The sequence below is a fragment of the Salibaculum halophilum genome (assembly GCF_002094885.1).
In the GTDB taxonomy this organism is placed as follows: Bacteria; Pseudomonadota; Alphaproteobacteria; order Rhodobacterales; family Rhodobacteraceae; genus Salibaculum; species Salibaculum halophilum.
In genome coordinates, this window is the sequence record NZ_MSIT01000001.1 from 237,624 (window position 1) to 263,306 (window position 25,683).

A 25,683-nucleotide genomic window follows, 5' to 3' on the forward strand; every position below is an offset into this window, starting at 1 on the left:
CTATAGCCACATTCGGGCGCCGATCACCTCCCCTGAAGGGGGTAGACGCGATGCCGCTCGCCCATGGCGCGTCGCGCCGCCGGCCCGGACGGTGGCTCAGGTCATGACGTCGGGCGCCCGGCGCCCGGTGCGCGCGGCGATCCCGGTCAGGGCCTCGGTTGCGGCGATGACCGGGGCCAGCGCCGCCTGCGGGTCCTGGTGCAGCGCCCCCGCGTCGGTTTCCAGCCGTTCGAGATAGAGCCGCAGCGTCGCCCCCTCGGTGCCGGTCCCCGAGAGCCGCAGCACGACGCGCGCGCCGCCCTCGAAGAAGACGCGCAGCCCCTGCGCCGTCGCGACCGACCCGTCGACGGGGTCGTGATAGGAAAAGACATCCGCCCGCGCCACGGTCAGTCCGGCGGCCTGCGCGCCGGGAAGATCGTCGAGGCGGGCCTCCAGGTCGGCCATGATCGCCTCGGCCACGGCACTGTCCACGCCCTCGTAGTCGTGGCGCGAGTAATAGTTGCGCCCGTAGCGCGCCCAGTGGTCGGTCATCAGCCCGGCCACCGATTTGCCGCTCACCGCAAGGATGTTGAGCCACAACAGCACCGCCCAGAGACCGTCCTTTTCGCGGACATGGGCCGAGCCGGTGCCCGCGCTTTCCTCGCCGCAGAGGGTCACGCGCCCGGCGTCGAGCAGGTTGCCGAAGAACTTCCAGCCGGTGGGCGTCTCGTAGCAGGCCATGCCGCGGGCCTCGGCCACGCGGTCCGCCGCCGCCGAGGTCGGCATCGAGCGCGCCACCCCGGCCAGCCCGCCCGCATAGCCCGGCGCCAGGTGGGCCCGGTCGGCCAGCACCGCGAGGCTGTCGGAGGGGCCGACATAGCAGTTGCGGCCCAGGATCATGTTGCGGTCGCCGTCACCGTCCGAGGCGGCACCGAAATCCGGGGCATCCTCGGCCTGCATCCGCGCCATCAGGTCCGCCGCCCAGACCGGGTTGGGGTCGGGGTGGCCGCCTCCGAACGTCGGATCAGGCACCGCGTTGACGACCGTGCCCGCCGGCGCCCCCAACCGGGTTTCAAGGATTTCGCGCGCATAGGGCCCGGTTACGGCGTGCATCGCGTCGAACCGGACGCGGAAGCCGCCGCGCAGCAGCGCCGAGATGGCCTCGAAATCGAAAAGTTCTTCCATGAGGGCGGCGTAATCGGCGACCGGGTCCACGACCTCGACCGCCATGTTGCCCAGACGGGCCTGACCGAGACGGTCGAGCGCCACCGCGCCCCCCGTGAAGACGTGGTATTCGGTGATGTCCAGCGTGCGGGCGTGGATCGCCGCGGTGACTGCTTCGGGCGCGGGGCCGCCGTTGGGGCCGTTGTATTTCACGCCGAAATCCGCATCCGGCCCGCCGGGGTTGTGGCTGGCCGACAGGATCAGCCCGCCATCAGCGCCGCGGGTACGGATCAGGTGCGAGGCCGCGGGCGTCGACAGCAACCCGCCCTGCCCGACGATGCAGCGCGCCGCCCCGTTGGCCGCCGCCATCGCCAGGATGGTGCCCGTCGCCGTCTCGTTGAAATAGCGCCCGTCGCCCCCGATCACCAGCGTCTTGCCCGCGACCCCGCCGATCCCGTCGAAAATCGCCTGGACGTAGTTTTCGAGATACCCCGGCGCCATGAAGACCCGGGTCTTCTTGCGCAAGCCGCTGGTGCCCGGTTTCTGCCCGGCGATCGGCGTGGTCGCGACGGTCTGCTGGGTCATGCCCGCGCCCTCCCGGCGTGCTGTGGTTTTGATCGCGCCGCGCTCTCGGTCAAGGGGGCCAGTTCGAAGGCCACGACGCTGTCTTCGGCGATGCGCTCGCCGCCCTGATCGGCCGGCGCGGCCGACCGGCCAGAGGTGTCGATGACGCGCTGCCAGCGATGCCCCGGCAGAGCCTCGGGCAGCACCGCGCGGGTCGGCCCTCCGGCGTTGAACAGCAGGTAGACCGCCCCGGTGCGCGGCTCGTAGGCGGGGGTGCCGCGGGCCATGCGCATCTCGACCCCCAGGCAGCGCAGGTCGGGATTGCACCAGTCGTCCTCGTGCATGGCCCGCCCGTCGGCGCGGCGCCAGAAAACATCCGGCTTGCCGTCCACCGCGCGGGTGCCCGCGTGCAAAAACCGCTTTTGCCGCAGGATCGGGTTGGCCTTGCGAAAGGCGATGATGCGGCGGCAGAAGGCCAGGAAATCCGGGTCGGCGGCCTCCCAGTCGACCCAGCCGATGGCGTTGTCCTGACAATAGGCGTTGTTGTTGCCGCCCTGCGAATTGCCCAGTTCGTCGCCGGCCAGGATCATCGGCGTGCCCTGGCTGAACATCACCGTGGCCAGCATGTTGCGCCGCCGCCGCGCCCGGCGCGCGAGGATCTCGGCGTCCTCGGTCGGGCCCTCGTGGCCGCAGTTGTCGGAATGGTTGGCGTCGTGGCCGTCGCGCCCGTCTTCGCCGTTGGCCGCGTTGTGCTTTTCGCTGTAGCTGACCGTGTCCATCAGCGTGAAGCCGTCATGCGCCGTCACGAAGTTGACCGAGGCGGTGGCCGGCCGGCCGTCGTGGTCGAAGCTCAGCGCCGAGCCGGCGACATGCCCGGCCAGCTTGCGCGTCATGAGCGCATCGCCGCGCCAGAACCGGCGCACGTTGTCGCGGAACTGGTCGTTCCATTCGACAAAGGGCGAAGGAAAGGCCCCCAGTTGATAGCCGCCCGGGCCGATGTCCCAGGGTTCGGCGATCATCTTGACCTTGTTGAGCATCGGGTCTTGCCGGATCGCCCGGCAGAAGGGGCCGTCACGGTCGAACTGCCCGTCCGTCCGCGCCAGGGTCGAGGCCAGGTCGAAGCGGAAGCCGTCCACATGCATGACCTCGACCCAGTAGCGCAGCGAATCCATCACCATGCGCAGCACGAAGGGATGATCGAGGTCGAGCGTGTTGCCGCAGCCGGTGTCGTTGACGTAATGGCGCGGATTCTCGGCCAGGCGGTAATAGCTGGCGTTGTCGAAGCCGCGAAAGGACAGCGTCGGGCCGCGGTGGTCGCCCTCGGCGGTGTGGTTGTAGACCACGTCGAGGATCACCTCGATCCCGGCGGAGTGGAACCGCGCCACCATCTGCTGGAACTCGGCGATGTCGCGGCCGGTCATGAAGCGGGGGTCGGGCGCGAAGAAGCCCAGCGTCATGTAGCCCCAGTAGTTGCTCAGGCCCCGGTCCACCAGGAAGCGGTCGTCGACGCTGGCATGGACCGGCATCAGCTCGATCGCCGTCACGCCAAGCTCGCGCAGGTGGCGCAGCATCGGCTCGGACGACATGGCCAGAAAGCGGCCGGCGTGGGGTATGTCGTCGCGCGCGGCGGTCAGCCCCTTGACATGCGCCTCGTAAAGGATCGTGTCTGACCAGCGCGTGTCCAGCCGCATCTGGTCCTGCCGGCCCCAGGTGAAGGCCGGGTCCACCACCACCGAGCGCGGCATGTAAGGCGCGCTGTCGCGGCTGTCGAAGCTCAGGTCACCGTCGGCATGGCCGATCTCGTAACCGTAGAGCGCGTCGTGCCATTCCAGGTGCCCGGTGAGCTGCTTGGCGTAGGGATCGACCAGGAACTTGTGCGGGTTGAAGCGGTGCCCCTCGGCCGGGGCATAGGGGCCGTGGACGCGGTAGCCGTATTGCTGCCCCGGCCGCAGCCCGGCGATATAGCCGTGCCAGATGTGGCCCTCGCGTTCGACGAGGTCCAGCAGGAAGGTCTCGGCGCCGCTCTCGTCGCACAGGCTCAGCGTCACCTTGCTGGCATGCTGCGAGAAGACGGCGAAATTCACCCCCTCGCCATCGAAGGTGGCCCCCAGCGGATTGGGCCGCCCGGCGCTGAGTTGAAAGGCTGTCATCAGGTCTCCCCGGTCAGGTCGGCGTAAAGCGCGGCATAGGCCGCCGCCGATGGCCCCCAGCCAACCGGGTGCGCCATGGCGTTGCGCTGCATCCTTGACCACAGATCGGGGGCGGCGAAAAGGTCGCACAGGGTCGACAGGGCATTGCCCAGCGCCTCGGCGTCGATGGGATGGAACTGCAGGCCCGTCGCCACCTGCCGCGCCAGCGTCGCCGGGGTCGCCGGGATCACGGTGTCGGCCAGCCCGCCGGTCAGCGCCACCAGCGGCAGGGTGCCGTAGCGCAGCCCGTAAAGCTGGGTCAGCCCGCAGGGCTCGAACCGCGAGGGCACGAGGATGGCATCCCCCCCGGCGATCATCCGATGCGACAGGGCCTCGTCATAGCCGATGCGCACCGCGACGTTGGCCTCATCCAGCCCGGCAAAGGCGGCCTCCAGCGCCGGCTCGCCGCTGCCCAGCAGCGCCAGTTGCCCGCCGCGGTCCAGCAGACGCGGCAGGGCCTCGAGCAGCAGGTCCAGCCCCTTCTGTTCGGTCAGCCGCGACACCACCACGCAGAGCGGGCCGGGCGCATCGGGCAGGCCCAGTTCGGCGCGCAGGGCGGCGCGGTTGGCCGGTTTGCCGCGCGGCGTCTTGTAGGAGCGCACATGCGGATCCGTGCCCGGCGACCAGGCCGCCAGGTCGATACCGTTGAGGATGCCGCGCAGGTCGGCCCGCCGGGCGCGCAGCACCCCGTCAAGGCCCATGCCGAAGGCGGGCCGCATCAGTTCCTCGGCATAGGTGGGCGAGACGGTGGTCAGCCGGTCGGCGAAGACCAGCCCGGCCTTGAGCATCGAAAGCTGCCCCCAGTATTCCACGCCGTCCTTGTCAAGGTCCGCCGCCGCGATCCCCAGATCGGCGGCCCGCTCCATGGGCGTCAGCCCCTGAAAGGCGATGTTGTGGATCGTCAGCACGCTGGGCACGCCGGTGTTTTCACGCCGCAGGTAATAGGGCACCAGCCCCGCCTGCCAGTCGTGGCAATGAACAAGATCGGGCTGCCAGTCGCCCAGCCGGCCGGCGGCGATATCGGCCGCGACGCGGGCCAGCGCGGCAAAGCGGTCGGCATTGTCGGGCCAGTCCTGCCCCTCGGGGTCGAGGTAGGGCCCGCCCGCGCGGTCGAACAGATGCGGCGCGTCGATCACCAGCACCTCCAGCCCCGCCGCGCGCGCGCCCAGCAGCCGCGCCGGCCCGCCGAAGAGCGACCCGATCGCGGCCACCGGCGTCGCCTCCTCCAGCGCCGCCATCACCGTCGGGTAGCCGGGCAGCAGGCTGCGCATCTCGACGCCCTGCCCGGCCAGCGCCGCGGGCATCGCCCCGGCCACATCGGCCAGGCCGCCGGTCTTGACCAGCGGCGCGCATTCAGAGGCGACCGACAGAACCCGTGTCACTGCGCCGCCTGCCAGGCCTCGACCATGGGCTTGGTGATCAGCGTCGTGCCCTTCTCGGTGACGCGGAAGAAGCGCGCGTCCTCGGCCGGGTCCTCGCCAACCACCAGGCCGCGGGGGATTTCCACGCCGCGGTCGATCACGCATTTGCGCAGCCGGGCCGAGCGGTGGATGACCACCTCGGGCAACAGCACCGAATGATCGAGCACCGCGTAGGAATTGGTGTGCACCTTTGAGAACAGCAGCGAATTGCGCACCTCGGTGCCCGAGATGATGCAGCCCCCCGACACCATCGAGGATATGGCCACGCCGCGGCGGTCCTTCTGGTCGTGGATGAACTTGGCCGGCGGCAGGTTCTCGGAATAGGTCCAGATCGGCCAGGTCGTGTCCCAGAGGTCGAGTTCCGGGGTGAAATCCGTCAGGTCGATGTTGGCCTCCCAGAAGGCATCGAGCGTGCCCACGTCGCGCCAGTAGCTGGGCGCCCCCTCGGCACGCACGCAGCTGTCATCGAAGCGGTGGGCCACGGCCTTGCCGTCGCGCACGATGGCCGGGATCAGGTCGCCGCCGAAGTCATGCGCTGAAGCCTCGTCCTCGGCATCGGCCAGCAAAAGGTCGCGCAGGTAGGCCCAGCGGAAAACGTAGATCCCCATCGAGGCGAGGGCCTTGTCCGGGTCCTCGGGCGTGGCGGGCGGATCGGCGGGTTTTTCCAGAAACGAGGTGATGCGGCTGTCGGTATCCACCGCCATGACCCCGAAGGCCGAGGCCTCGTCGCGCGGGACGGTCAGGCAGCCGACGGTGACATCCGCGCCGGAGTCGACGTGCTGGGACAGCATGATCTCGTAATCCATCTTGTAGATGTGATCGCCGGCCAGAACGACGATATACTCGATGTCGTAGCTGTCGATGATGTCGATGTTCTGTGTCACCGCATCGGCGGTGCCGCGATACCAGTGCGCCCCCGCGCCCCGCTGCGAGGCCGGAAGGATATCGAGAAACTCGTTGCGTTCGGAGCGAAAGAAATTCCAGCCCCGGTGGCAATGGCGGATCAGCGAATGCGCCTTGTATTGCGTAGCCACGGCGATCTGGCGGATGCCAGAGTTCATCGCGTTCGACAGCGCGAAGTCGATGATCCGGGTCTTGCCGCCGAAATGGACGGCGGGTTTCACGCGCCGGTCGGTCAGTTCCTTGAGCCGCGAGCCGCGCCCCCCGGCCAGCACGAATGCCATGGACCGCTGCGTCAGCCGTTTTCTTTCCACCATGGTCCTCTCCTCCCTCAAGTCCTGTGGCGCAACATCAGCACGGCCAGCGGCGGCACCGTAACCTCGGCCGACTGCGGCAGACCATCGCACGCGTCCGCCTGCGCCGGCACGCGGCCGGCGTTGCCCCGGTCGCCGCCGCCGTAGACCGCCGCATCGGTGTTGAGCACCTCGTCCCAAGTGCCGGGCCGGGGCAGCCCGATGCGCCAGTCCCTTTCGATGGGGGTAAAGTTGCAGACGACGACGACCGCCGCGTCGCCCTCTTCGCCGAAGCGCGCGAAGGCCGACAGCGAGCGGGCCGGGTCGTTGGCGATCCATTGAAAGCCTGACGGGTCGCAATCGCGCCGGTGCAGCGCGGGGGTGTCGCGGTAGAGGTGGTTGAGATCGCGCACCAGCAATTGCACCCCGCGCCGCGGCCCGGCCTGCGCGGCGGCCCAGTCCAGCGCGGTGTCGTGGTTCCACTCGGCCGCCTGCGCGATCTCGCAGCCCATGAACAGCAGCTTCTTGCCCGGATGCCCCCACATGAAGGCGTAGTAGGCGCGCAGGTTGGCGAATGCCTCCCGCTCGGGGCCGGGCATCTTGGCGATCATCGCGCCCTTGCCGTGCACGACCTCGTCATGGCTGATCGGCAGGACGAAATTCTCCGAAAACGAATAGTCGATCGGATGCGTCAGCAGGTGATGGTCGTGCGCGCGGTAGATCGGGTCGGTCTGCATGTAGCGCAGGGTGTCGTTCATCCAGCCCATGTTCCACTTGAAGCCGAAGCCCAGCCCGCCGGCGTGAACCGGGGCCGAAACCCCCGGAAAGGCCGTCGATTCCTCGGCCACGGTCACGGCGCCCTCGGCTTGGGCGTAGCACAGCGTGTTCATCTCCTGCAGGAAATTGATGGCCTCGTAGTTCTCGCGGCCGCCGTCGCGGTTGGGAATCCACTCACCGTCCGCGCGCGAGTAATCGCGGTAGAGCATCGAGGCCACGGCATCCACGCGCAGCCCGTCGACGTGAAATTCCTCCAGCCAGAACAGGGCGTTGGCCGTCAGGAAATTGCGCACCTCGGCGCGGCCGAAGTTGTAGATCAGCGTGTTCCAGTCGGGGTGATAGCCCTCGCGCGGGTCGGCGTGTTCGTAAAGATGGGTGCCGTCGAAACGCGCCAGCCCGTGGGCATCGGCCGGGAAATGCCCCGGCACCCAGTCCAGCAACACGCCCAGCCCCGCCGCATGGGCGGCCTCGATCAGGGCGCGAAAGGCCTCGGGCGGGCCGAACCGGCTGGTGGGCGCATAAAGCCCCAGCGGTTGATACCCCCAGGAGCCGTCGAAGGGATATTCGCTGACCGGCAGGAATTCCAGGTGGGTGAAGCCCATCCAGGCGGCATACTCGACTAGTTCGCGCGCCAGGTCATCGTAGCCGAGGCTTTCGCCCTCCGGGCCGCGCCGCCACGATCCCAGGTGCACCTCGTAGACCGAGATCGGCCGGTCGGGCCGCTGCACCTGCCCCCGCCGCGCCATCCAGTCATCATCGGCCCAGCTGCGGCCGGAAATGTCACGCACCACCGAGGCCGTCTCGGGCCGGTATTGCGCGCCGAACCCCAGCGGGTCGGCCTTGAGGAAGGGCGCGCCCTCGGGCGCGGCGATCTCGTATTTGTAGAGCGTCCCGTCGTCGACGCCGGGCAGGAAAATCTCCCACACGCCGGTCTGTCCGACCCGGCGCATGGGGTGGCGCCGCCCGTCCCAGGCGTTGAACGCCCCCACGACCGAGACACGCGCGGCATTGGGCGCCCAGACGGCGAAATGCGTGCCGGCGACGCCGTCGATTTCGGTCACATGCGCGCCCAGCGCCGTCCAGAGCCGCCGGTGCGTGCCCTCGCCGATGAGGTGGCGGTCGATCTCGCCCAGCACGGGGCCGAAGCGATAGGGGTCTTCGAACTCCTGCACCGTGCCATCGGACCAGGTGGCCGACAGGGTGTAAGCGGCTGTCGCATCGGGCACCGGCGCGGCGAAAAGTGGCCCGTCGAGGTGGTCCAGCGTGACCGACCGGCCCGCCAGCGTCACCGTGACCTGCCTGGCGTCCGGCACGAGCGCGACGCACCACGCGCCCGCGTCTGTCGCATGGACACCCAGCACGTCGAACGGCCGGTCGTGGCGCGCGTTCACAAGCGCCGCGACGTCGCCCTCGGCCATGTGTGGCGGCAGGCGGCGCGGCGCGGGGTCGGTCATGTCACCCGCCCGATGACGAAGCCGTTCGGCCCCAGCGCGAGGCTCCGGCCCGACACCTCGGCGGCCTGGTCCAGCAGCGGGTCCAGGTCGGCCTCAAGCGGCACCGTCACCGCCTCGGGCGAAAGGTTGAAGATGCAGATCATGGCCTCTCCTCGGAGAAAGCCTAGCACCGGATCGTCGTGATTCAAAAACACCGTTTTGCCAAGGCGCAGGTCGGGCTCGACCCGGCGCAGGGCCAGCATGGCGCGGTAGAAGGCCAGCACGCTGTCATCGCCCTGCTGGGTCGAGACCGCGCGCGCCTGCTGGGGCGGCTTGACCGGCAGCCAGGTGCGGTCGGCGGTCGAGAAGCCGGCGTTGGGCGCCTCGGCCTCCCAGGTCATGGGCGTGCGGCAACCGTCGCGCCCGACCCGGTCGGGCCAGAAGTTGATCCCCTCGGGGTCGGTCAGTTCCTCGAAGGCCAGGGCGGTGTCGACCTGGCCAAGTTCCTCGCCCTGATAGAGACAGACCGATCCCTCGAAGGACAGCAGAAGCGCCGCGGCCTGCCGCGCCAGCGCGTCCTGGTCGGCACCGTGGTCCAGCCAGCGCCCGACATGGCGCGGCACGTCATGGTTGGAAAAGGCCCAGCAGGGCCAGCCGTCGGGGGCATGCTTGAAAAACGCCTCGATGCGGTCGCGGAAATGCCCGGGCGAGAAATCCGGCCCCAGCATCTCGAAGCTGTAGGCCATGTGCAGGCGGCTGTCGCCGGCGGTGTACTGGCCCATCAGCTCGATCGCGTGGTGGCTGTCGCCGACCTCGCCGACCATGGCGCGGCCCTCGTACTCGTCCAGAAGGGCGCGCAGGCGTTCCAGAAAGGCGAGGTTCTCGGGCCGGTTCTTGGAAAACAGGGTGTACTGCATCTCGAAGGGGCGGCCGGCCTCCTGCGCCCAGGGCGAAGGGTTGGCGGCATTGTCGCGCAGCATCTGGTCGTGGACATAGAAGTTGACCGTATCGAGGCGGAAGCCGTCCACGCCACGGTCGAGCCAGAACCGCACGCAATCGAGCAGGTAGTCCTGCACGGCCGGGTTATGAAAGTTCCAGTCGGGCTGTTCGGGCAGGAAATTGTGAAAGTAATACTGCCGCCGCCGCGCATCCCACTGCCAGGCCGGCCCGCCGAAGATCGCCAGCCAGTTGTTGGGTGGCGTGCCGTCCGGTTTCGGGTCGGCCCAGACGAACCAGTCGGCCTTGTCGTTGTCGCGGCTGGCGCGACTTTCGGTGAAATGGGGATGCTGGTCCGAGGCATGGCTGAGCACCTGGTCGATGATGACCCGCAGCCCCAGGGCGTGCGCCTTGGCGACCATTTCATCGAAATCGGCCAGCGTGCCGAAGACGGGGTCGATATCGCGGTAGTCCGAAACGTCATAGCCCATGTCGGCCATGGGCGAGGGAAAGACCGGGCTGATCCAGATCGCGTCCACCCCGAGGCTGGCGACGTGATCCAGCCGGTCGGTGATGCCGCGGATGTCGCCGATCCCGTCGCCGTCGGCATCCATGAAGGAGCGCGGATAGATCTGATAGGTGACCGATCCGCGCCACCAGTCCTGCCCGTCCGCCATGCGCGATCCCCCTGTTCATTGGCCGTCGGCGCGCGCTGCCGGGGTATCTGTGTTGGCCCCAACACCCGCGCCTGTATAGGCGCCGCAACCTATCGGGGCAACCGCCCCCTGTCTCGGGGTCAGGCGCCGGTACGGCGGCGCTTGCGCGGCGCGGCCGGCCCGGCAATCGCGCGGATCGTGGCGACCTCGTCCGGGTCGTAGGGCGAGCCGTCGGGATGCAGCAGATCGTGGAACCAGTCCGCCCGGTCGGGGTCACCGCCATGGGCCCGCACCAGGTCGGCTGGCCAGGGCAGCCAGGTCTGGGTCCGGCCCTTGACCAGCCCCCACTGGAAACAGCCGACGCCGCGCTGGTGAAACATCCCCAGTTGATCCGCGATGCGGCTGTCCAACGCGCGGGCCATCCATTCGGTACACAAGATCGGGCGATCGAGCACTTCGAGATAGTCGATGAATTGCCCCACGCGCCTGCGGTTCCAGTAGGCGTGAAAGGTGATGATGTCGGACTGCAGCAAGGCGCTGCGGTCGATCGCGGTCTGGTAGGGATGCGCGTCCTCATTCGGAAGTGGCGTCGTCCAGGCCGCCACGGTCAGCGGCGCCACCGGGTCCTCGGCCCGCGCCCAGGCAAAGCAGTTCTCCATCAGCGCCAGGGCATGGTCGCCCAGCGCACTGTCGAAGCTGCCCTCGTCGCCGGCGAAAACCATGCGGTTGCCCGGTTCGTTGTAGAGATCCCAGAAAAGCACCCGCGGATCGGCGCGAAACACGCGCACCAAATCGCCGACATAGGCTTTCAGCTCGGCGTCGCGGTCGCCCGAGACGACCAGCGCCCGGCCGGGCGAGGCCACGGCGCGGCTGTTGGTAACGCCGGGTACCGGGTCGGGCTGCGGCCCCCAGACCGGTTCCGCCCCGCCGAAGCCGCAGTCGTCGAACAGGCAGGGCACGGTCTCCATCCCGTGGCCCGCCGCGAGCCCCATGAACCGGTCAAGCCGGTCCAGCAGCCCGTCGCGGTCGTGCAGCCAGCCGTGAAAGGGCAGGTTCACCCGGACGGCGTTGAAGCCGATGTCGCCGGCCCAGCCCAGTTCCCGGTCGATGGTGGCCGGGTCGAAGGTGTCAGGATGCCACATCTCGATGAAATTCACCGCCGTCGACGGCAGGAAATTGACGCCGCAGACCCAGCGGCGGGCGGCCCACCACGCCTTGGCGCGGGTTTCGCTCCAGCGGTCGGACGGTCCGGTCATGATGCGGCGCTTGGTGCGGCGGCGGGTTGCGGCCCGAAGTCCCGCGTCGCCGAGCGGACGATCCGACGCGCGCCATCGGTCCAGGTGTCGCGGTAATGGCTGCTGGCCTCGAAGGTATCGCTCAGCGCCTCCATGCGGGCCAGCATCCGCGCACGCAGCCGCCCGTGCACGTCGATATACTCCGGGTCCCCGATCAGATTGCGAAGCTGGTAGGGGTCGAGACGCCGGTCGAACAGCAGTTCGGCCCCGTCGCGGCGGTAGACCGCGTAGGTATACCGTGCGTCGCGCAGGGCCCGCCATTCATGGCCGTCCTCCCAGGCGGCGGTGGCCCCGCATATCTGCATGAGCGCATCCTCAGGCGCCGCCGCGTCCTGCCCGCGCATGAACCCGCTCAGATCGTCGCCTTCGACGCCGTCGGGACACGCCAGCCCGATCAAGCCCAGAAGACTTGGCATGAGATCGACAGCAGATATGCAGGCCTCTGACCGCCCCGGCGCGATCTGTCCGGTCCAACGCACCATCAGCGGGACATGACAGGCTTCCTCGTAAAAGATGTTCTTCGCCCTGCGGCCATGGGCGCCGAACATTTCGCCGTGGTCGGAGGTGAAGACTACAATCGTGTCGCGGGCCGCGTCGGCCCCCTCGATCGCGGCGAGCAGCCGCCCGAAGGCCGCGTCGATACTGGCAACCTGGGCATGATAGCCGCGCCGCCACTCGGGCAGACGCTCCCGGTCGCCATCGGTCAGCCGCGCCCAGTCATCGCAATAGGGTGTATCGTTATAGGCCCGGTAGTTCGGCGGATTCGGGAAGTCGGCGTCCGCGAACATGCGCCAGTAGGGCGCGGGGACATTGTCGGCGTCCCAGGGATCGTGCGGCGGCCCCCAGGACAGAAAGAGCGCGTAGGGATTTGTCCCGTCGTGCGCGTGGCGCCGGACGAAGTCGATTGCAAAGTCGGTCTGGGCGTCGCTTTCGAAGACGCCCTCTCCGTAGTGCTGCGGCTCGGGCGTGTCGCCATGCCAGAAGGCATCAGGGCTATAGTTCAAATGGTTGAAATTGTAGGCTTTCCATTCACCATCGAACCCCAGTCGATGCGGGCCCGGCGGCACGAAGGAATTGCGCGGGTCACGGTGATCCCCAAGTTGGTTGGCATAGAGATGCCATTTGCCGATATAGGCGGTGTCGAAGCCCGCCTCTGTCAGCACATGGGCGAAACAGCGCTGCCCGGGATGCATCCGCAACTCGTTGATGACCATGCCGTGGCTGGTCGTGTACTTCCCGGTCATCAGCGTGGCCCGGTAGGCCGTGCAGACAGGCGAGTTGGCGATGGCCTGCGTGAACATCAGCGATTGCCGCGAGAATGCGTCGATATTGGGGGTCACGGCCTGGGCCGATCCGTGACAGCCGAGCGCCCTGGCCTGCAACTGATCGGCGAACACGAAAATGAGGTTGGGGTGCGATGCGGGCATCGGATCCGTCTCCTGTCCCGGGGTCCGGCGGAGGGCCGGCATCCGCGGGGAATGCCGGCCCGGCTGGTGGTCTGCGCGCCGTGCTCAGCTGTCGAGCACGTCCTGGATGTCGATCTGCGCGTCCGACAGCGCGTTGTCGACGGACTTGCCCGTCAGCCAGATGGCCTGAAGCTCGCGGTTCAGGATGTCCTGGATCGCCGAGAAATGCTCTGTCGGCGGCAGGTCGGCAGCCATGGTCGCCGTGGCCGCGTATTCGTCGCGGTGCGGCAGGGCATTGTAATCGTCGCTTTCCAGGACCGACTGAAGCACCGACATGTGGCCGGTCCGCGCCCAATCGAGATTGTGCTCCTGGATGAAGGCGATCACGCGCAGCGCGGCCTCGTAGGTCTCGGGGTCGTCCTGCTTGAGCGATGCCGGAATCGCCCAGCCGTGGCTGCCCGCCCAGGTCGCGCTTTCCTCGAAAAGGACCGGGAAATCGGCGACGTAGTAGTTGGTGAGCGGCACGTCGGGGTCAGCGGCCTCGGAATCGTAGAAGTCGACCACCCATGTCCCGTTGACGAGAATGCCCGCCTCGCCGTTCAGGAAGGCCTGTTGACTGTCGGCGTAGTTCAACCGCGGGTCGGCCAGGTCGTTCTCGAACAGCTGAACGATCGAGTTGATCGCCGCGCGCGTCTCGGTCGTGTCGACCTGGGCGTTGCCCTCGGCGTCGAAGATGTTGCTGCCCTGCTGCCAGAGCATCGACACCACGAGGCGGACACCGATCGGAAACTGCGCGAAGTCGGCGGCCAGGTAATTCTTGCCGGTCGCCGCCTTGAACTGCTCGGCATGGGCGAGCAATTCGTCTGGCGAGGTCGGCAGGATGGGCGAGCCGTCATCGTTGACGAGGTCGGCCTCTGCCATCAGGTCCAGGTTGACGTGGAACAGGTTGGCGTGAAAATCCATCGGTACGCCGTAGATTCCGCCCTCGTAGGTCACACCGTCGAGCGCGAGCGGCGCCCAGTCCGAGGTATCGATCCCGGCCGCCTCCAGATCGCCTGACAGGTCGGCCAGCGCGCCGAGGCTCGCGAACTCAGGGATAGTGTGGGCATGCATCACGAAGACGTCCGGCGGCGTGCCCCCGGCAAAGGCCGCCTTGATCTGGTCGTAGTAGTTGCCCCAATCGGTCGGCAGGGTGTTGACCGTGACGCCGTCGATCTCGGCGCTGGCGGCGTTGATGATCGACTGGATGATGCAGGCCTCGCCAACGCTGGTGGTGGTGTCGGTGCCGGCATCTTCGCAGGCGCCGAAGAAACGGGCCAGCGTCACCTCCTGCGCCGGGGCGGCGCTGGCGAATGTTGCGGCGGCGGCCGCGGTCAGTAGCACATGTCTCATTGGTTTCCTCCCTTTGATGTGCGGTTCAGCCCTTGGACCCGCCAGCGGTCATGGCTTGCACCACGTAGCGCTGGAAGATCAGGAACAGGATGACGACCGGAAGCGAGGCGATGACACCCGAGGCCATGACACGGCCCAGCCCTTCCGATTGCGCGAAGTTGGATTGGATCGAGGCCAGCCCCAGCGTGATCGTGTAGTAGTCGCGCTGCTGGGCGCTGACCAGCGGCCAGAGATAGTCGTTCCACGCGTAAAGGAACGTCAGAATCGCCAGCGTCATCATCGCCGGGCGGGCCAGCGGCAGCATGATGTACCAGAAGATGCGCAGCCAGCCGACCCCGTCGAGGCGCGCGGCCTCCTCGATGTCGTGGGGGATGGCGCGGAAGAACTGCAGCATCAGGAACACCCCGATGGGCACCGCCATGCGCGGCAGGATCAGCGCGTGATAGCTGTTGTGCCAGCCGAAATCGGCGAACATCGTGTAAAGCGGGATGAAGACCGCCTGTTCGGGCACCATCAGTCCCACCAGGCAGACCGCGATGACCGTCCGCTTGAAGGGAAAGTCCAGCCGGGCCAGCGCGTAGCCGGCCGTCGTGGACACCGCCAGCACGCCCAGCGTCATGCCCGTCGAGACGATCAGCGAATTCAGGAACCACCAGGGCGTCTGCCCGAAGGCGAAGAGGTCGGCATAGTTCTCGGCCGTGAAGGGGATCGGCACCAGCCCGAAGGCGGTGCTGGAGGTCGTGCGCGCCAGCACGTCGTTGGGCTGGAACGAAAGCGACACCATCCACAGCGTCGGCACCAGCCAGATGAAAGCCGGGATGGAAAGGCCGGTGACAAGCCAGTAGTAACCGCGGGTCATTCGTCCTTCTCCCGGCCGATGATGAACTGGACCACCGAGAAGCCCCCCATGATCACGAAGAGGAAGACCGCCATGGCGCTGGCCCGGCCCAGCTCGCTGTCGCGGAACCCGGTCTGGTAGATATAGCGCACCAGCACCTGCGTGGTGTCGTTGGGGCCGCCCTGGGTCATAAGGTGGGATTGCCCGAAGACCTGGAAGTGCAGGATGATCTGCAGCACCACGACCAGCGTGATCGTGCGCCGCAGGTTCGGCAGCGTGATGAACCAGAAGGCCCGCGGCCCCCGCGCATTGTCCAGCGCCGCGGCCTCGTATATCTCCGACGAGATGTCCTGAAGCCCGGCGAGGAACAGGATCATGGCGATGCCCAGCGACCACCACACGGTGGCGATCACGATGGCGGCCATGGCGAACTGCTGATCGGTCAGCCAGTTGATCGGCGTGCCGCCCGCCACTTCGGTGATGTTGGCGATCAGACCCTGCCGCGGCGAGAACATGATCTGCCAGATCAGCGTGACGACGGTGACCGACAGGACCTGCGACAGGAAGAACAGCGTGCGCAGGATGCCCATGGCGCGGGTTTCGCGATTCATGCCCGCCGCCAGCAGCAGCGCCGAGATCGTCACCCCCGGCACCGTCAGGCCCACGAAAAGCACCGTGTTGCCGACGGTCGGCCAGAACCGGCGATCATACCACCGCCCCACTTCACCGGGATGAAAACCGGGGAGGACAACCAGGAGCAGCGACACCACGCCCAAAGCGATGGCGTTGAAACGGCTCACGCGGCTTCTCCGGTGAAGGACGGCGGCGAGTGCAAGGCCGATCAGCCCCAGGCCCTGCCACAGAGGGGCCGCGAGGCCCCATTCGATATCCTCGCCCCACATGACACGTTCATAGTTGCGCAGCCCCACGAACTCCTTGGCATCGGGGTTGAAGGCCACGGCCAGCAGGTTCCAGTCGTGCATGCTGATCCAGACACCGCGAAAGAACGGGTAGACCAGAAACAGCGCATAGGTCGCGAGAAAGGGCACGAGCAGCAGCAGGGCCGCCTGCCGCTGGCTGAGCTGCGCGGCACGTCTTGAACGCATCGTCTCCTCCCCGATCCGATTGCGATTCCGCTTGTGCTAAAAATATTAGCAATATTATTTAGCCGAAAGCAATCCCCGTCTGAAAGGCGTGTCAGGCCCTTGGCAAAAGACAAAAAAACCCGGGTCACAATGAAGGATGTCGCGCTGCGGGCGGGGGTGTCGCAGTCAACCGTATCCTTCGTGCTCAACGGGCTGGAGGACATGCGAATCAGCCGCGACACCCGCAGGCGGGTGATGGCCGCGGCTCAGGAGCTGGGCTATCGCCCGCGCGGCGCGGGCCGCCCGCCCAAGGCCGCGGGCCGGGGGGTGATCGGGCTGATCATCGACGAGATCGCCACCAGCCCCTTTGCCGCCATCTCGATCGAGGGCGCCCAGGAGGAGGCCGCCAAGCACGACGCCCTGCTCGAGGTCGCAATGACCGGCGGCGATGCCGCCTACGAGGCCGCGATGCTGCGCAAATGGGCGGGCGACAGCGCGATCGGCGTCATCTACGGCTCGATCCTCACGCGGGCGCTGACCCCCCCCGAGGGGCTGGCGCGCCACGCCGCGGTGCTGCTGAATTGCCACGACAGCGACGGCCGGCACAGCTCGATCGTGCCCGCCGAGCGGCGCGGCGGCGAGGTGGCCACCGCCGCCCTGGTCGCCGCGGGGCACCGGCGCGTCGCCTTCATTTCCGGCGAACCCTGGATGGAGGCCTCCGATCAGCGCATGGAAGGCTACGAACGTGCCCTGCGCGCCGCCGGTATCCCGGTCGACCCGTCGCTGATCGTCGAGGGCAACTTCCTGCCCTCGGGCGGGCGCCGCGCGACGCTGGAACTCATGGCGCAGGACCGACGCCCCGACGCGATCTTCTGCGCCAACGACTTGATGGCGGTGGGCTGTTACGAGGCACTCAAGGAACTGGGGGAGCGGCCCGGCGAGACCGTCGCCGTCATGGGCTACGACGATCAGGAGATCGCCCAGCACCTGTCACCGCCGTTGTCGACGGTACTGCTGCCCCACCGCGAGATGGGTCAGTGGTGCGTCGAGACGCTGATGGCGGGCCGCGCCGGTCCGGTTCGCGAACGGATGGAATGTCCGCTGGTCCTGCGCGGCTCGCACGGTGCGTAGACAGATCCGCGGGGGCTGCTAACAGCCCCGGCCCAGGATCAGGACGAACTTGTCATCGACGCTGCCAAATCCGAAATCCCGTGCGTCGCGCAGCAGGATGTTGCGACGGTGGCCGGGCGAGGTCATCCAGTTGGCGATGACCTGGGCGTCGCTCATAGGGCCGAAGGCGATGTTCTCGGCCCGGGGGCAAGGGTAGCCCGCCGCGCGGGCGCGCTGGCCAAAAGTACTCCCCGATGGGCCGGTGTGCGAGAAATGCCCGGTCCGCGCCATCAGGGCCGCGTAGTCGCGGGCCGCGGTGCTCAGACGCGGGTCCTCGGCCAGGGGACCTCGGCCGTTCTCGGCCCGCAGGCGGTTAAGCGTCGCTGTTACATCCACCGGCCCTGACGCGTCCAACGGGGCGCTGATCGCGATGGGGATCACGTTTTGCGAGGTATCGGTCGCCCGCGCGGTCGTGGTCGTGGTCGTGGTGGTCGACGTGCAGCCGGCCAGCAGGGCGGCATAGATCAAGGCAACTGCAATTTTCATGGGCCGGGCCCGTCCAGCTGGCTGGTTGTTGCTCTTAAGCTGCACCAACTCGGCAAAGCTGACAAGCGTAACCGGCGGGTTGGACACCACGCCGAGGGGCGAAGCGCGGCCAGATCGCCTTCGGCCGCCGTGACCGGCCAAGACGCAACCCAGCCGGCAGGAGATTCACATCCATCGTCAGGACCGTCTGTCTCGGCCACCCTGGTTCAGGTTGTCGGCCGATCAAGCGGTCAGCCGGCCCCCAAGGCGTTGGGTGGAAACCGCCGTCAGAGGGCGCAGCAGGCCACGTCACCGCCGCGACAGGATCTCTAGTACGGCGGCATGCAACTCGGGCGTGGCAGCCGCCAGGGCATTGCCGCCGGCGTGGACCTTGCCGCCCTGCCAGTCGGTGACAATGCCGCCCGCCGCCTCGATCACCGCGATCGGCGCGGCGATGTCGTAGGCGGACAGGCCCGCCTCGATCACCAGGTCGATCTGGCCGGCGGCCAGCAGGGCATAGGCGTAGCAATCCATACCGTAGCGCGTCAGCTTGCACCGCCCGGCCACCGCGCGAAAGGCGGCACCCTCGGACGCGGTGCCAACCTCGGGAAAGGTGGTGAAGATGGTCGCCTCGGCCAGGCTGCGCGTGGGCCTGGTGCGCAGCGGCGCGGTTCCCATGGGCCCGGTCATGGCCGCCCGTCCTGCCCCGCCCTCGAAGCGTTCGCCGATATAGGGCTGGTCGATCAGGCCCAATACGGGGCCGCTCGCATCCGTGACCGCGATCAGAACCCCCCAGGTCGGTGTGCCCGAGATATAGGCGCGGGTGCCGTCGATAGGGTCAAGCACCCAGGTCAGGCCGGTGGTGCCGGGCTGCGCGCCGTATTCCTCGCCCAGGATGGCGTCGTCCGGGCGGCGCTGAGCCGCGACCGCGCGCATGGCACGCTCGGCGGCGCGGTCACCCTCGGTGACCGGGTCGAAGCCACCCTGCTGCTTGTTGTCGCTGGCCACGCCGATACGGAAATGGCGCAGCGTCTCGACCCGCGCCGCATCGGCCATGGCCCGCGCGCAAGCCCAGAGTTCCTCGATCCGCGCCGTGTCCAGTTCCATCTGCCCCGCCCGCCTGATTGCTTGCGGGGTAACGGGGCCGTGCCGGGCCGGTCAAGTCAAACCGGCCCATCCTGTAAGCCCGGGCCCCTATCAGCCCCGGCGCTTGGGCCCCTCAGGCCGCGTCGCTGAGCACGCGCGCCAGATCAAAGAGGCGCCGGCGCTGGTTCTCGGGGATGGCGTAGTACGAGCGCAGCAGGTCCAGCGCCTCCTTGTCGGCCAGCACGTCGCCGGGCAAGCCTTCGGCCCCGGTCATGTCGTCCGTGTCGCCCTCGCAGCCCTCGAAGAAAAAGGCGATGTCGACCCCAAGCGCATGGGCGATGTCCCACAGCCGCGAGGCGCTGACGCGGTTCATGCCGGTCTCGTATTTCTGGATCTGCTGGAACTTGATCCCGACCTTGTCGGCCAGGGTTTGCTGGGTGGTGCCGGTCATCCAGCGGCGATGCCGGATGCGTTTGCCCACATGCACGTCAACGGGGTGCTTCATCGTAGTGTCCTTGTTACCTCAGTAGGACAGATAGACGAGACAGGCGCGGGGCACCTCAGGTGACCCCTCGCCGGGCGCTGCGCTCGTCCATCCGCTTATCGTAGGAGAAGGAAGCCCGCGCCCGCCTAAACACGCAAGGGTTGCATCCCCGATCCTGCCCTTAAAGACAGGTCCAGGAACCGGACTGCCTATACTTTAGTATAGGAATCTGTTTCTTCAGGGGATTTCTGTGCCCCACGGTTGGCCTGCCACACGCCTCGATCTAGGCTGGCGGCAACACGATTCTCGCTCCCAAAGGTCCGCCATGCACGCATTCCGAGTGGCCAGCTTTGACACCGCGGCCGCCATCCGGACCATCGACACCCCGCGACCCGGCCCGGGGGAGGTGCTGCTCGACATCGCCGCCTGCGGGGTCAACTTCGCCGACTTGCTGATGGCGCGAGGCACGTATCAGGACACGCCCGACCCGCCCTTCACCCTCGGCATGGAGGTCTGCGGCACCGTGCGCGCGCGGGGCGCGGGGGGCGCGGCCCCGGCCGTCGGCACCCGGGTCGTGGTTTTCGCCGGACAGGGCGGGCTGGCCGAGCGCGGCGTGTTCCCGGCCGCGCAGTGCCGCCCCGTGCCCGAGACCATGCCCGCCGAGGTGGCCGCCGGGTTCCAGGTGGCCTATGGCACCGCGCACCTGGCCCTGACCCGCCGGGCCCGGCTGCACCCGGGCGAGACGCTGCTCGTGCTGGGCGCCGCCGGCGGTGTCGGGCTGGCGGCGGTCGAGATCGGCAGGGCCCTAGGGGCGCAGGTCATCGCCGTAGCGCGCGGGCCCGAGAAGCTCGAGGTCGCGCGCACGGCCGGCGCGCATCACTTGATTGAGGCGGACGACGACATCACCGCGCGGGTCAAGGCCCTGGGCGGGGCCGACGTGGTCTTCGATCCCGTGGGCGGCGCGGCCTTCACCGCCGCGCTCAGGGCCACCAACCGCGAGGGGCGGATCATCAGCATCGGCTTTGCCAGCGGGGAGGTGCCCCCGGTTCCGGCCAATCACCTGCTGGTCAAGAACATCGACCTGATCGGCTTCTACTGGGGCGGCTACGCGACCTTCGCGCCCGAGGCCCTGACCGACAGCCTGACCGAACTGATGGATTTGTATGCCGCCGGGCGCCTGCGCCCGCATGTCAGCCACGTGCTGCCGCTGGACCGCGCAGCCGAGGCGCTGGAGCTTATCCGGTCGCGGCGAGCGACCGGGAAGGTCGTGGTTGTGCCGCCCCCTGCCTGAGCGCGCCGTAGGCGTCCCGCAGGTAACCCGCCAGCGCCTGTTCCACCTCGCCCGGGCCACCCGGCCCGCGGTAGAGGTTGATGCAATAGGCCTTGAGGTCGGGCAGCGCGCCGCCGTGGTCGACAGGCTCGGTGCCCTGCACCCAGAACCCCGACAGCATCGCATGCACCGCCAGGTCGGCGCTGACCGTGGCCTCGACCGTGCGGGTCGACCCGGTCTCGACCCGCATCAGCCAGGGGATACCGGCCGCGTCCAGCCGGCGCTGGACGCTGGGGCGGAAGATGCACTGCGTTTCCAGCGCGATGGGCAAGGGCCGCTCTCTCCAGACGCGGCCCCCGGGCGCGCCGACCCAGACCAGCGGCACCTCGGCCAGGGTCTCGCCGCCCGCACCGCAGCCCTCCTCGGTGGTCACGATCATGTCCACCTCGCCGCGGTCGAACTGCTGCAACAGCGCCCGGGTGTTGGACGACAGGAAGTTCACGCGCATGCGCGGGAAATCCGCCGCGAACCGCTTGAGGACCTGCGGGATGTAGCCCGGCACGATGTCGTGGGGCACGCCCAGCGTGATCTCGCCTTCGTAGTCCGAAGCCGTCAGCCGCCCCACCGCCTCGTCGTTGAGCGCCAGCATCCGCCGGGCATAGCTGAGCAGTTGCTCGCCCTCGCCGGTCAGGGCGATCCGGCGCGCCGAACGATCGAGCAGGCGCAGGCCCAGCCCCTCCTCCAGCCGCTTGAGCTGCATCGAGACCGCCGACTGGGTCAGGTGCAACAGACCGGCGGCACGGGTCACGCCGCCCGTGTCGGCCACGGTCACGAAAGAGCGCAGGGCGGTCAGGTCCAGGTTCCGGGGCATATCACATTCCGTCATGCTTTAGTGCTCAATCATTCATTTCAAGTATGAGCCAGTTTGCCGCATATATCAAGCATCCTGATTTAAATCTGACCCACTATCACGAAAGGGCATACCATGACCGTCCTGACCCAGACCCCGACCCGCGACCCGATCGCCCCGCGTGCTCCGCGTTTTCCCCTGGCCAGGATGGTTGCAACCTGGCGCCAGCGCCGCGCGCTCGCCGCGCTCGACCACGCCCGGCTAGCCGACCTCGGCCTGACCGAAGGCGAGGCGCTGCGCGAATCCCGCCGCCCCGCCTGGGACCTGCCGCGCAATTGCTGACGAAAACACTGCGGTTCGCCGCCGGTTTCCCTTGAAAAGCGCCGCCTCAACGCCGATATTCCATGCAAGACCCCGCGCCGGATCGGCGACCGGGCCAAGCAAGTTAACCGTTGGAGGAAACGAATGGCTGATTATCAGACTGTCCGCGCTGGCACTGGTGTCCGGACGGCGGAAATCGACCAGGGCCTGCGCGCCCACATGAACAAGGTCTACGGCACGATGTCCGTGGGCATGCTGATCACCTTTGCCGCGGCCTGGGCGATCTCGGGCCTGGCCGTCACCACCGATCCGTCTCAGGCGGCGGCCGAGATGCAGAACGGCACGCTGCTGACCGGCCTGGGCTCGGCGCTCTATGCCTCGCCGCTGCGCTGGGTGGTCATGCTGGCACCGCTGGCCTTCGTCTTCGGCTTCTCGGCGATGATCAACCGCATGTCGGCGGCCACGGCGCAACTGGTGTTCTACGCCTTCGCGTTGACCATGGGCGTGTCGATCAGCTCGATCTTCCTGGTGTTCACCGGCTATTCGATCGTGCAGGTCTTCCTGATCACCTCGATCGCCTTCGCCGGGCTCAGTCTCTGGGGGTATACCACCCAGAAGGACATCTCGGGCTGGGGATCGTTCCTCATCATGGGCGTGATCGGCCTGATCGGCGCGATGATCGTGAACCTGATCTGGCCGATGCCGGGCCTGTCGCTGGCCATCTCGATCCTCGGCGTTCTGATCTTCGCGGGCCTGACGGCCTATGACACGCAGAACATCAAGAACACTTACATCGCCCATGCCGAGCAGGGCGACCAAGAGTGGCTGGGCAAGGCCGCCATCATGGGCGCGCTGAGCCTCTACCTGGACTTCATCAACATGTTCATGTTCCTGCTGCAACTTCTTGGTGGGCGCGAATAATCGCCCGACGTGACGCAACGTCCAGGGGCCGCCTTCCGGGGCGGCCCTTTTCGTGTGAGCCCGCCCTGTCCTAACGTCTGACCATGATCGACCTGCCCGTTACATCCCTCGCCGCGTTGTTGAACGGCGCGCTGTTGCTGGGGTTGACCGCACGGGTCATCTTCCAGCGCCGCCGCGACCGCGTCGTTCTTGGCGACAACGACGACCGGTCGCTGACCAAGGCCATTCGTGGCCAGGCCAATGCCGCCGAACAGATGCCGATGGCGCTGATCCTCTGCGCGCTTGCCGAGGCGCAGGGCGCGCCCCTCCTGCCTCTCGCGATTACGGCCGCCCTGTTCACGCTGGGCCGCTACATGCACGGGGCCTATTTTGCTATCCACGGGCTGCACTGGCGGCTGCGGTTTTGGGGCATGCTGGCCACGCTCGCCGGCCAGGGTCTGCTGCTGGCGCTGACGCTGGCCGTTGTGCTGGAATGAAGCGTGCATGACATTTTTGAACTGATGGAACAAAAGCGATTTCCAAGGTTCTTACAGTCGCGGCGATTTCCGTCGCGGTCTATTTCGGAATAGCCCTCGGGCTGATCGTCTCGCAGCGCCCGGGGCCACTGCCCGAGCGCGCGGGACCCGATTTCAGCAGGATCATCGGCGGCGGCACGGAGCGCGCGAGCCTTGAGACACGCAGCTTCACGGCGCGCGACGGGCAGGCGCTGACCTATGCGCATGTGTCAGCGACGGGCGCGGAAGAGTTGCCGCTCGTCATCATGCTTCATGGCTCGGGCTGGTATCATGGCCAGTTCGCCGGACTGGCCCGGGCCTTGCGCGACGTGGCCGAGGTCAAGGCGCTGACCCTGCGCGGGCACGGCACCGATCCCGCGCGCCGGGGCGACGTGGATTATACCGGCCAGCTCGAGGACGACATCGCCGATCTCATCGCGCAGAGCGGGGGCAGTGACGGGCGCAGGGTCATCTTGCTGGGCCATTCCTCGGGCGGCGGGCTGGCGGTGCGCTTCGCCGGCGGCGCGCACGGGGCGCTGGTTGACGGGATCATCCTGCTGGCCCCGTTCCTCAAGCATGACGCGCCCACGACACGGCCCAATTCGGGCGGCTGGGCGCATGTGCTCATGCGCCGGGTCATCGGGTTGTCGATGCTCAACACCGTGGGGATCACGGCGCTGGACCATCTGCCGATGATCCAGTTCGCCATGCCGCGCGCGGTCCTAGACGGCCCGCTCGGGGCCCATGCGACCACGCGCTACAGCTGGCGGCTCAACAAATCCTACGCACCGCGGGGTGACTACCTTGGTGATGTGGCCGTGCTGCCGCCGTTCCTCGTTATTGCTGGTCGGTACGACGAGGCACTCGACGCCGAGGGCTACGCGCCCGTGATGGGCGCGGTCACGGACAAAGGGCGCTACCAGATTGTCGATGGTGCGGGCCATCTCGATATTGTAGACAGCCCGCAGACCGAAGCGCTGGTCCGCGACTACCTGCTCGGCCTCGATTGACGGCGGGTCCTGCTCCGCGTCGACTATCCACCGCCACGCGCAACGCCGGCCGGTGCGACAGGGGAGGGCCGGCCGGACTGCATGACCGGCCTGTGCGCGGTGGTCCGAGGAGGAAATGATGCAGTCACTGCCGCGCGCTGACATCGCAGAACTGACCGCGCTTCGGCACGCGTTGCACCGCCACCCCGACCTGTCGGGCCGCGAAGGCGCGACGGCCGAGCGCATCACGGCACAGCTGCGGGCGCGTGGCGCGGACCGGATCTGGCAGGGCCTCGGGGGCCATGGGGTCGCCGCCGAATTCCGCGGCCGCGAGGCCGGGCCGACCCTGCTGCTGCGTTGCGAACTCGACGGTCTGCCGATCCGCGAGACCAGCGACCTGCCCTATCGCTCGGCGATCGAGGGGCGGGGTCACCTGTGCGGCCACGACGGGCACATGGCGACGCTGCTGGGCGTGGCCCGCCTGTTGGCCCGGCGTCCGGCGCGGGGCCGGGTGATCCTGCTGTTCCAGCCCGCCGAGGAAACCGGCGCCGGGGCCGAAGCAGTGATCGCCGATCCGCGCTGGCCGGACCTGCGCCCCGATTTCGCCTTCGCTTGGCACAACGTGCCCGGGCGCCCCCTGGGCCAGATCGGGCTGCGCCCCGGGCCGGGCAACTGCGCCTCGCGCGGGATGCAGGTCCGGCTGCACGGCCGAAGCTCTCATGCCGCCGCGCCCGAGGACGGCCTTTCGCCGGGGGCGGCCATGGCCGGGCTGATGGTGGCGCTGCCGGGCCTGTCGCAGTCCGCCATCGGCGAGGCCGATTACGCGCTGGCCACGCTGACCCATGCCCGTCTGGGCGCGCCGACCTTTGGCATCGCCCCCGCCGACGGCGACCTGCGCGTGACCCTGCGCACCATGACCAATGGCCGCATGGACACCCTGATCGCCCAGGCGCAGGCCCGGCTGGAGGCGGCCAGGGGCGATCTGGCGGTCGAGGTGCACTGGCACGACGTCTTCCGCGCGGTTGTCAACGACGCCGCGGCCACCGCCCTGGCCCGTGACGCGGCCCTTGCCGGGGGGCATGATGTTGCCGAGCTTGACCGGCCCCTGCGCTGGTCCGAGGATTTCGGGCGCATCGGCGAGGACGGGGCGCAGGCGGCCCTGCTGTATGTCGGTGCGGGGGAGGATCACCCGCAGCTGCACGCGCCGGACTACGACTTTCCCGATGCCCTGATCCCGATCGTGGCGGACCTACTGATCGGGATCGTGGATCGGCTGCTTGGCCGCGCACCGGCCTGACCGGGCAG

General features: G+C 68.2%; 22 protein-coding genes. 7 read left to right on the forward strand and 15 right to left on the reverse strand.

The features are described from left to right. Nucleotides 1–96 precede the first annotated feature (96 nt). The 11 genes from BU124_RS01180 to BU124_RS01230 form a co-directional block, all read right to left on the reverse strand. Nucleotides 97–1,728: an alpha-D-glucose phosphate-specific phosphoglucomutase gene (locus BU124_RS01180; protein WP_084860607.1), complete on the reverse strand. Its 1,632-nt coding sequence runs from the start codon at nt 1,726–1,728 to the stop codon at nt 97–99. After that, a complete protein-coding gene (gene glgX / locus BU124_RS01185) occupies nt 1,725–3,857 on the reverse strand; it encodes a glycogen debranching protein GlgX (RefSeq protein WP_084860608.1) in 2,133 nt (710 codons plus the stop codon). Before glgX ends, BU124_RS01180 begins: the two co-directional genes overlap by 4 nt. Continuing rightward, on the reverse strand, nt 3,857–5,278 hold the full coding sequence (gene glgA / locus BU124_RS01190) for a glycogen synthase GlgA (protein WP_084860609.1): 1,422 nt from the start codon (nt 5,276–5,278) through the stop codon (nt 3,857–3,859). Before glgA ends, glgX begins: the two co-directional genes overlap by 1 nt. Further along, nucleotides 5,275–6,534: a glucose-1-phosphate adenylyltransferase gene (glgC, locus tag BU124_RS01195; protein ID WP_084860610.1), complete on the reverse strand. Its 1,260-nt coding sequence runs from the start codon at nt 6,532–6,534 to the stop codon at nt 5,275–5,277. Before glgC ends, glgA begins: the two co-directional genes overlap by 4 nt. Before the next feature lie 14 nt (nt 6,535–6,548). Beyond that, nucleotides 6,549–8,741 carry a 1,4-alpha-glucan branching protein GlgB gene (glgB, locus tag BU124_RS01200; RefSeq protein WP_245831570.1) on the reverse strand — a complete coding sequence of 731 codons (2,193 nt, stop codon included), beginning with the start codon at nt 8,739–8,741 and terminating at the stop codon, nt 6,549–6,551. Beyond that, nucleotides 8,738–10,333 (reverse strand): alpha-glucosidase, encoded by a 1,596-nt coding sequence (locus tag BU124_RS01205; RefSeq protein ID WP_084860611.1) that lies wholly within the window; start codon nt 10,331–10,333, stop codon nt 8,738–8,740. The genes glgB and BU124_RS01205 overlap by 4 nt, the downstream gene beginning before the upstream one ends. Before the next feature lie 119 nt (nt 10,334–10,452). Further along, entirely contained in the window at nt 10,453–11,568 is a 1,116-nt protein-coding gene (locus tag BU124_RS01210) for a glycoside hydrolase 5 family protein (RefSeq protein ID WP_084860612.1), read from the reverse strand. After that, nucleotides 11,565–13,034, reverse strand: coding sequence for a sulfatase family protein (locus BU124_RS01215; RefSeq protein ID WP_084860613.1), 1,470 nt, complete (start codon nt 13,032–13,034; stop codon nt 11,565–11,567). The genes BU124_RS01210 and BU124_RS01215 overlap by 4 nt, the downstream gene beginning before the upstream one ends. An 84-nt stretch (nt 13,035–13,118) precedes the next feature. Further along, entirely contained in the window at nt 13,119–14,405 is a 1,287-nt protein-coding gene (locus BU124_RS01220; RefSeq protein ID WP_084860614.1) for an extracellular solute-binding protein, read from the reverse strand. A 25-nt stretch (nt 14,406–14,430) separates the two neighbouring features. Next, complete coding sequence (locus BU124_RS01225) at nt 14,431–15,264, reverse strand: carbohydrate ABC transporter permease (protein WP_143529841.1); 834 nt, start codon at nt 15,262–15,264, stop codon at nt 14,431–14,433. Next, complete coding sequence (locus tag BU124_RS01230; protein WP_084860615.1) at nt 15,261–16,349, reverse strand: carbohydrate ABC transporter permease; 1,089 nt, start codon at nt 16,347–16,349, stop codon at nt 15,261–15,263. The genes BU124_RS01225 and BU124_RS01230 overlap by 4 nt, the downstream gene beginning before the upstream one ends. Nucleotides 16,350–16,478: 129 nt before the next feature. On the opposite strand from BU124_RS01230, the gene BU124_RS01235 reads away from it, so the two are divergent. Further along, nucleotides 16,479–17,459, forward strand: a complete 981-nt coding sequence (locus BU124_RS01235; protein WP_218775089.1) for a LacI family DNA-binding transcriptional regulator — start codon at nt 16,479–16,481, stop codon at nt 17,457–17,459. A gap of 18 nt (nt 17,460–17,477) precedes the next feature. Here BU124_RS01235 and BU124_RS01240 read toward each other — a convergent pair whose 3' ends face one another. From BU124_RS01240 to BU124_RS01250, 3 genes are all read right to left on the reverse strand, one after another. Next, complete coding sequence (locus BU124_RS01240; protein WP_084860617.1) at nt 17,478–17,984, reverse strand: CAP domain-containing protein; 507 nt, start codon at nt 17,982–17,984, stop codon at nt 17,478–17,480. Between the two features lie 288 nt (nt 17,985–18,272). Further along, the gene (locus BU124_RS01245) at nt 18,273–19,070 is read right to left on the reverse strand and encodes an inositol monophosphatase family protein (RefSeq protein WP_084860618.1); all 798 of its coding nucleotides are present in this window, start codon (nt 19,068–19,070) and stop codon (nt 18,273–18,275) included. A 112-nt stretch (nt 19,071–19,182) separates the two neighbouring features. Beyond that, the gene (locus BU124_RS01250; protein ID WP_084860619.1) at nt 19,183–19,554 is read right to left on the reverse strand and encodes a helix-turn-helix domain-containing protein; all 372 of its coding nucleotides are present in this window, start codon (nt 19,552–19,554) and stop codon (nt 19,183–19,185) included. 304 nt (nt 19,555–19,858) lie between these two features. Here BU124_RS01250 and BU124_RS01255 point away from each other — a divergent pair, with 304 nt between their 5' ends. Beyond that, nucleotides 19,859–20,824, forward strand: coding sequence for an NADPH:quinone oxidoreductase family protein (locus BU124_RS01255; RefSeq protein WP_084860620.1), 966 nt, complete (start codon nt 19,859–19,861; stop codon nt 20,822–20,824). On the opposite strand, the gene BU124_RS01260 is transcribed toward BU124_RS01255, so the two are convergent. Then, the gene (locus tag BU124_RS01260) at nt 20,769–21,674 is read right to left on the reverse strand and encodes a LysR family transcriptional regulator (RefSeq protein WP_084860681.1); all 906 of its coding nucleotides are present in this window, start codon (nt 21,672–21,674) and stop codon (nt 20,769–20,771) included. The genes BU124_RS01255 and BU124_RS01260 overlap by 56 nt on opposite strands. Nucleotides 21,675–21,788: 114 nt before the next feature. Between BU124_RS01260 and BU124_RS01265 the strand changes: the two genes are divergently transcribed. The 5 genes from BU124_RS01265 to BU124_RS01285 all read left to right on the forward strand — a co-directional run bounded on the left by BU124_RS01265 (nt 21,789) and on the right by BU124_RS01285 (nt 25,675). Next, nucleotides 21,789–21,995, forward strand: coding sequence for a DUF1127 domain-containing protein (locus tag BU124_RS01265; RefSeq protein ID WP_084860621.1), 207 nt, complete (start codon nt 21,789–21,791; stop codon nt 21,993–21,995). 123 nt (nt 21,996–22,118) lie between these two features. Continuing rightward, nucleotides 22,119–22,895, forward strand: a complete 777-nt coding sequence (locus tag BU124_RS01270) for a Bax inhibitor-1/YccA family protein (RefSeq protein ID WP_084860622.1) — start codon at nt 22,119–22,121, stop codon at nt 22,893–22,895. Between the two features lie 83 nt (nt 22,896–22,978). Next, nucleotides 22,979–23,371, forward strand: a complete 393-nt coding sequence (locus BU124_RS01275) for an MAPEG family protein (protein WP_084860623.1) — start codon at nt 22,979–22,981, stop codon at nt 23,369–23,371. A 284-nt stretch (nt 23,372–23,655) separates the two neighbouring features. Then, entirely contained in the window at nt 23,656–24,399 is a 744-nt protein-coding gene (locus tag BU124_RS01280) for an alpha/beta hydrolase (RefSeq protein ID WP_143529842.1), read from the forward strand. Between the two features lie 118 nt (nt 24,400–24,517). Beyond that, on the forward strand, nt 24,518–25,675 hold the full coding sequence (locus BU124_RS01285; RefSeq protein ID WP_179141835.1) for an amidohydrolase: 1,158 nt from the start codon (nt 24,518–24,520) through the stop codon (nt 25,673–25,675). The last annotated feature ends 8 nt before the right edge of the window (nt 25,676–25,683 follow it).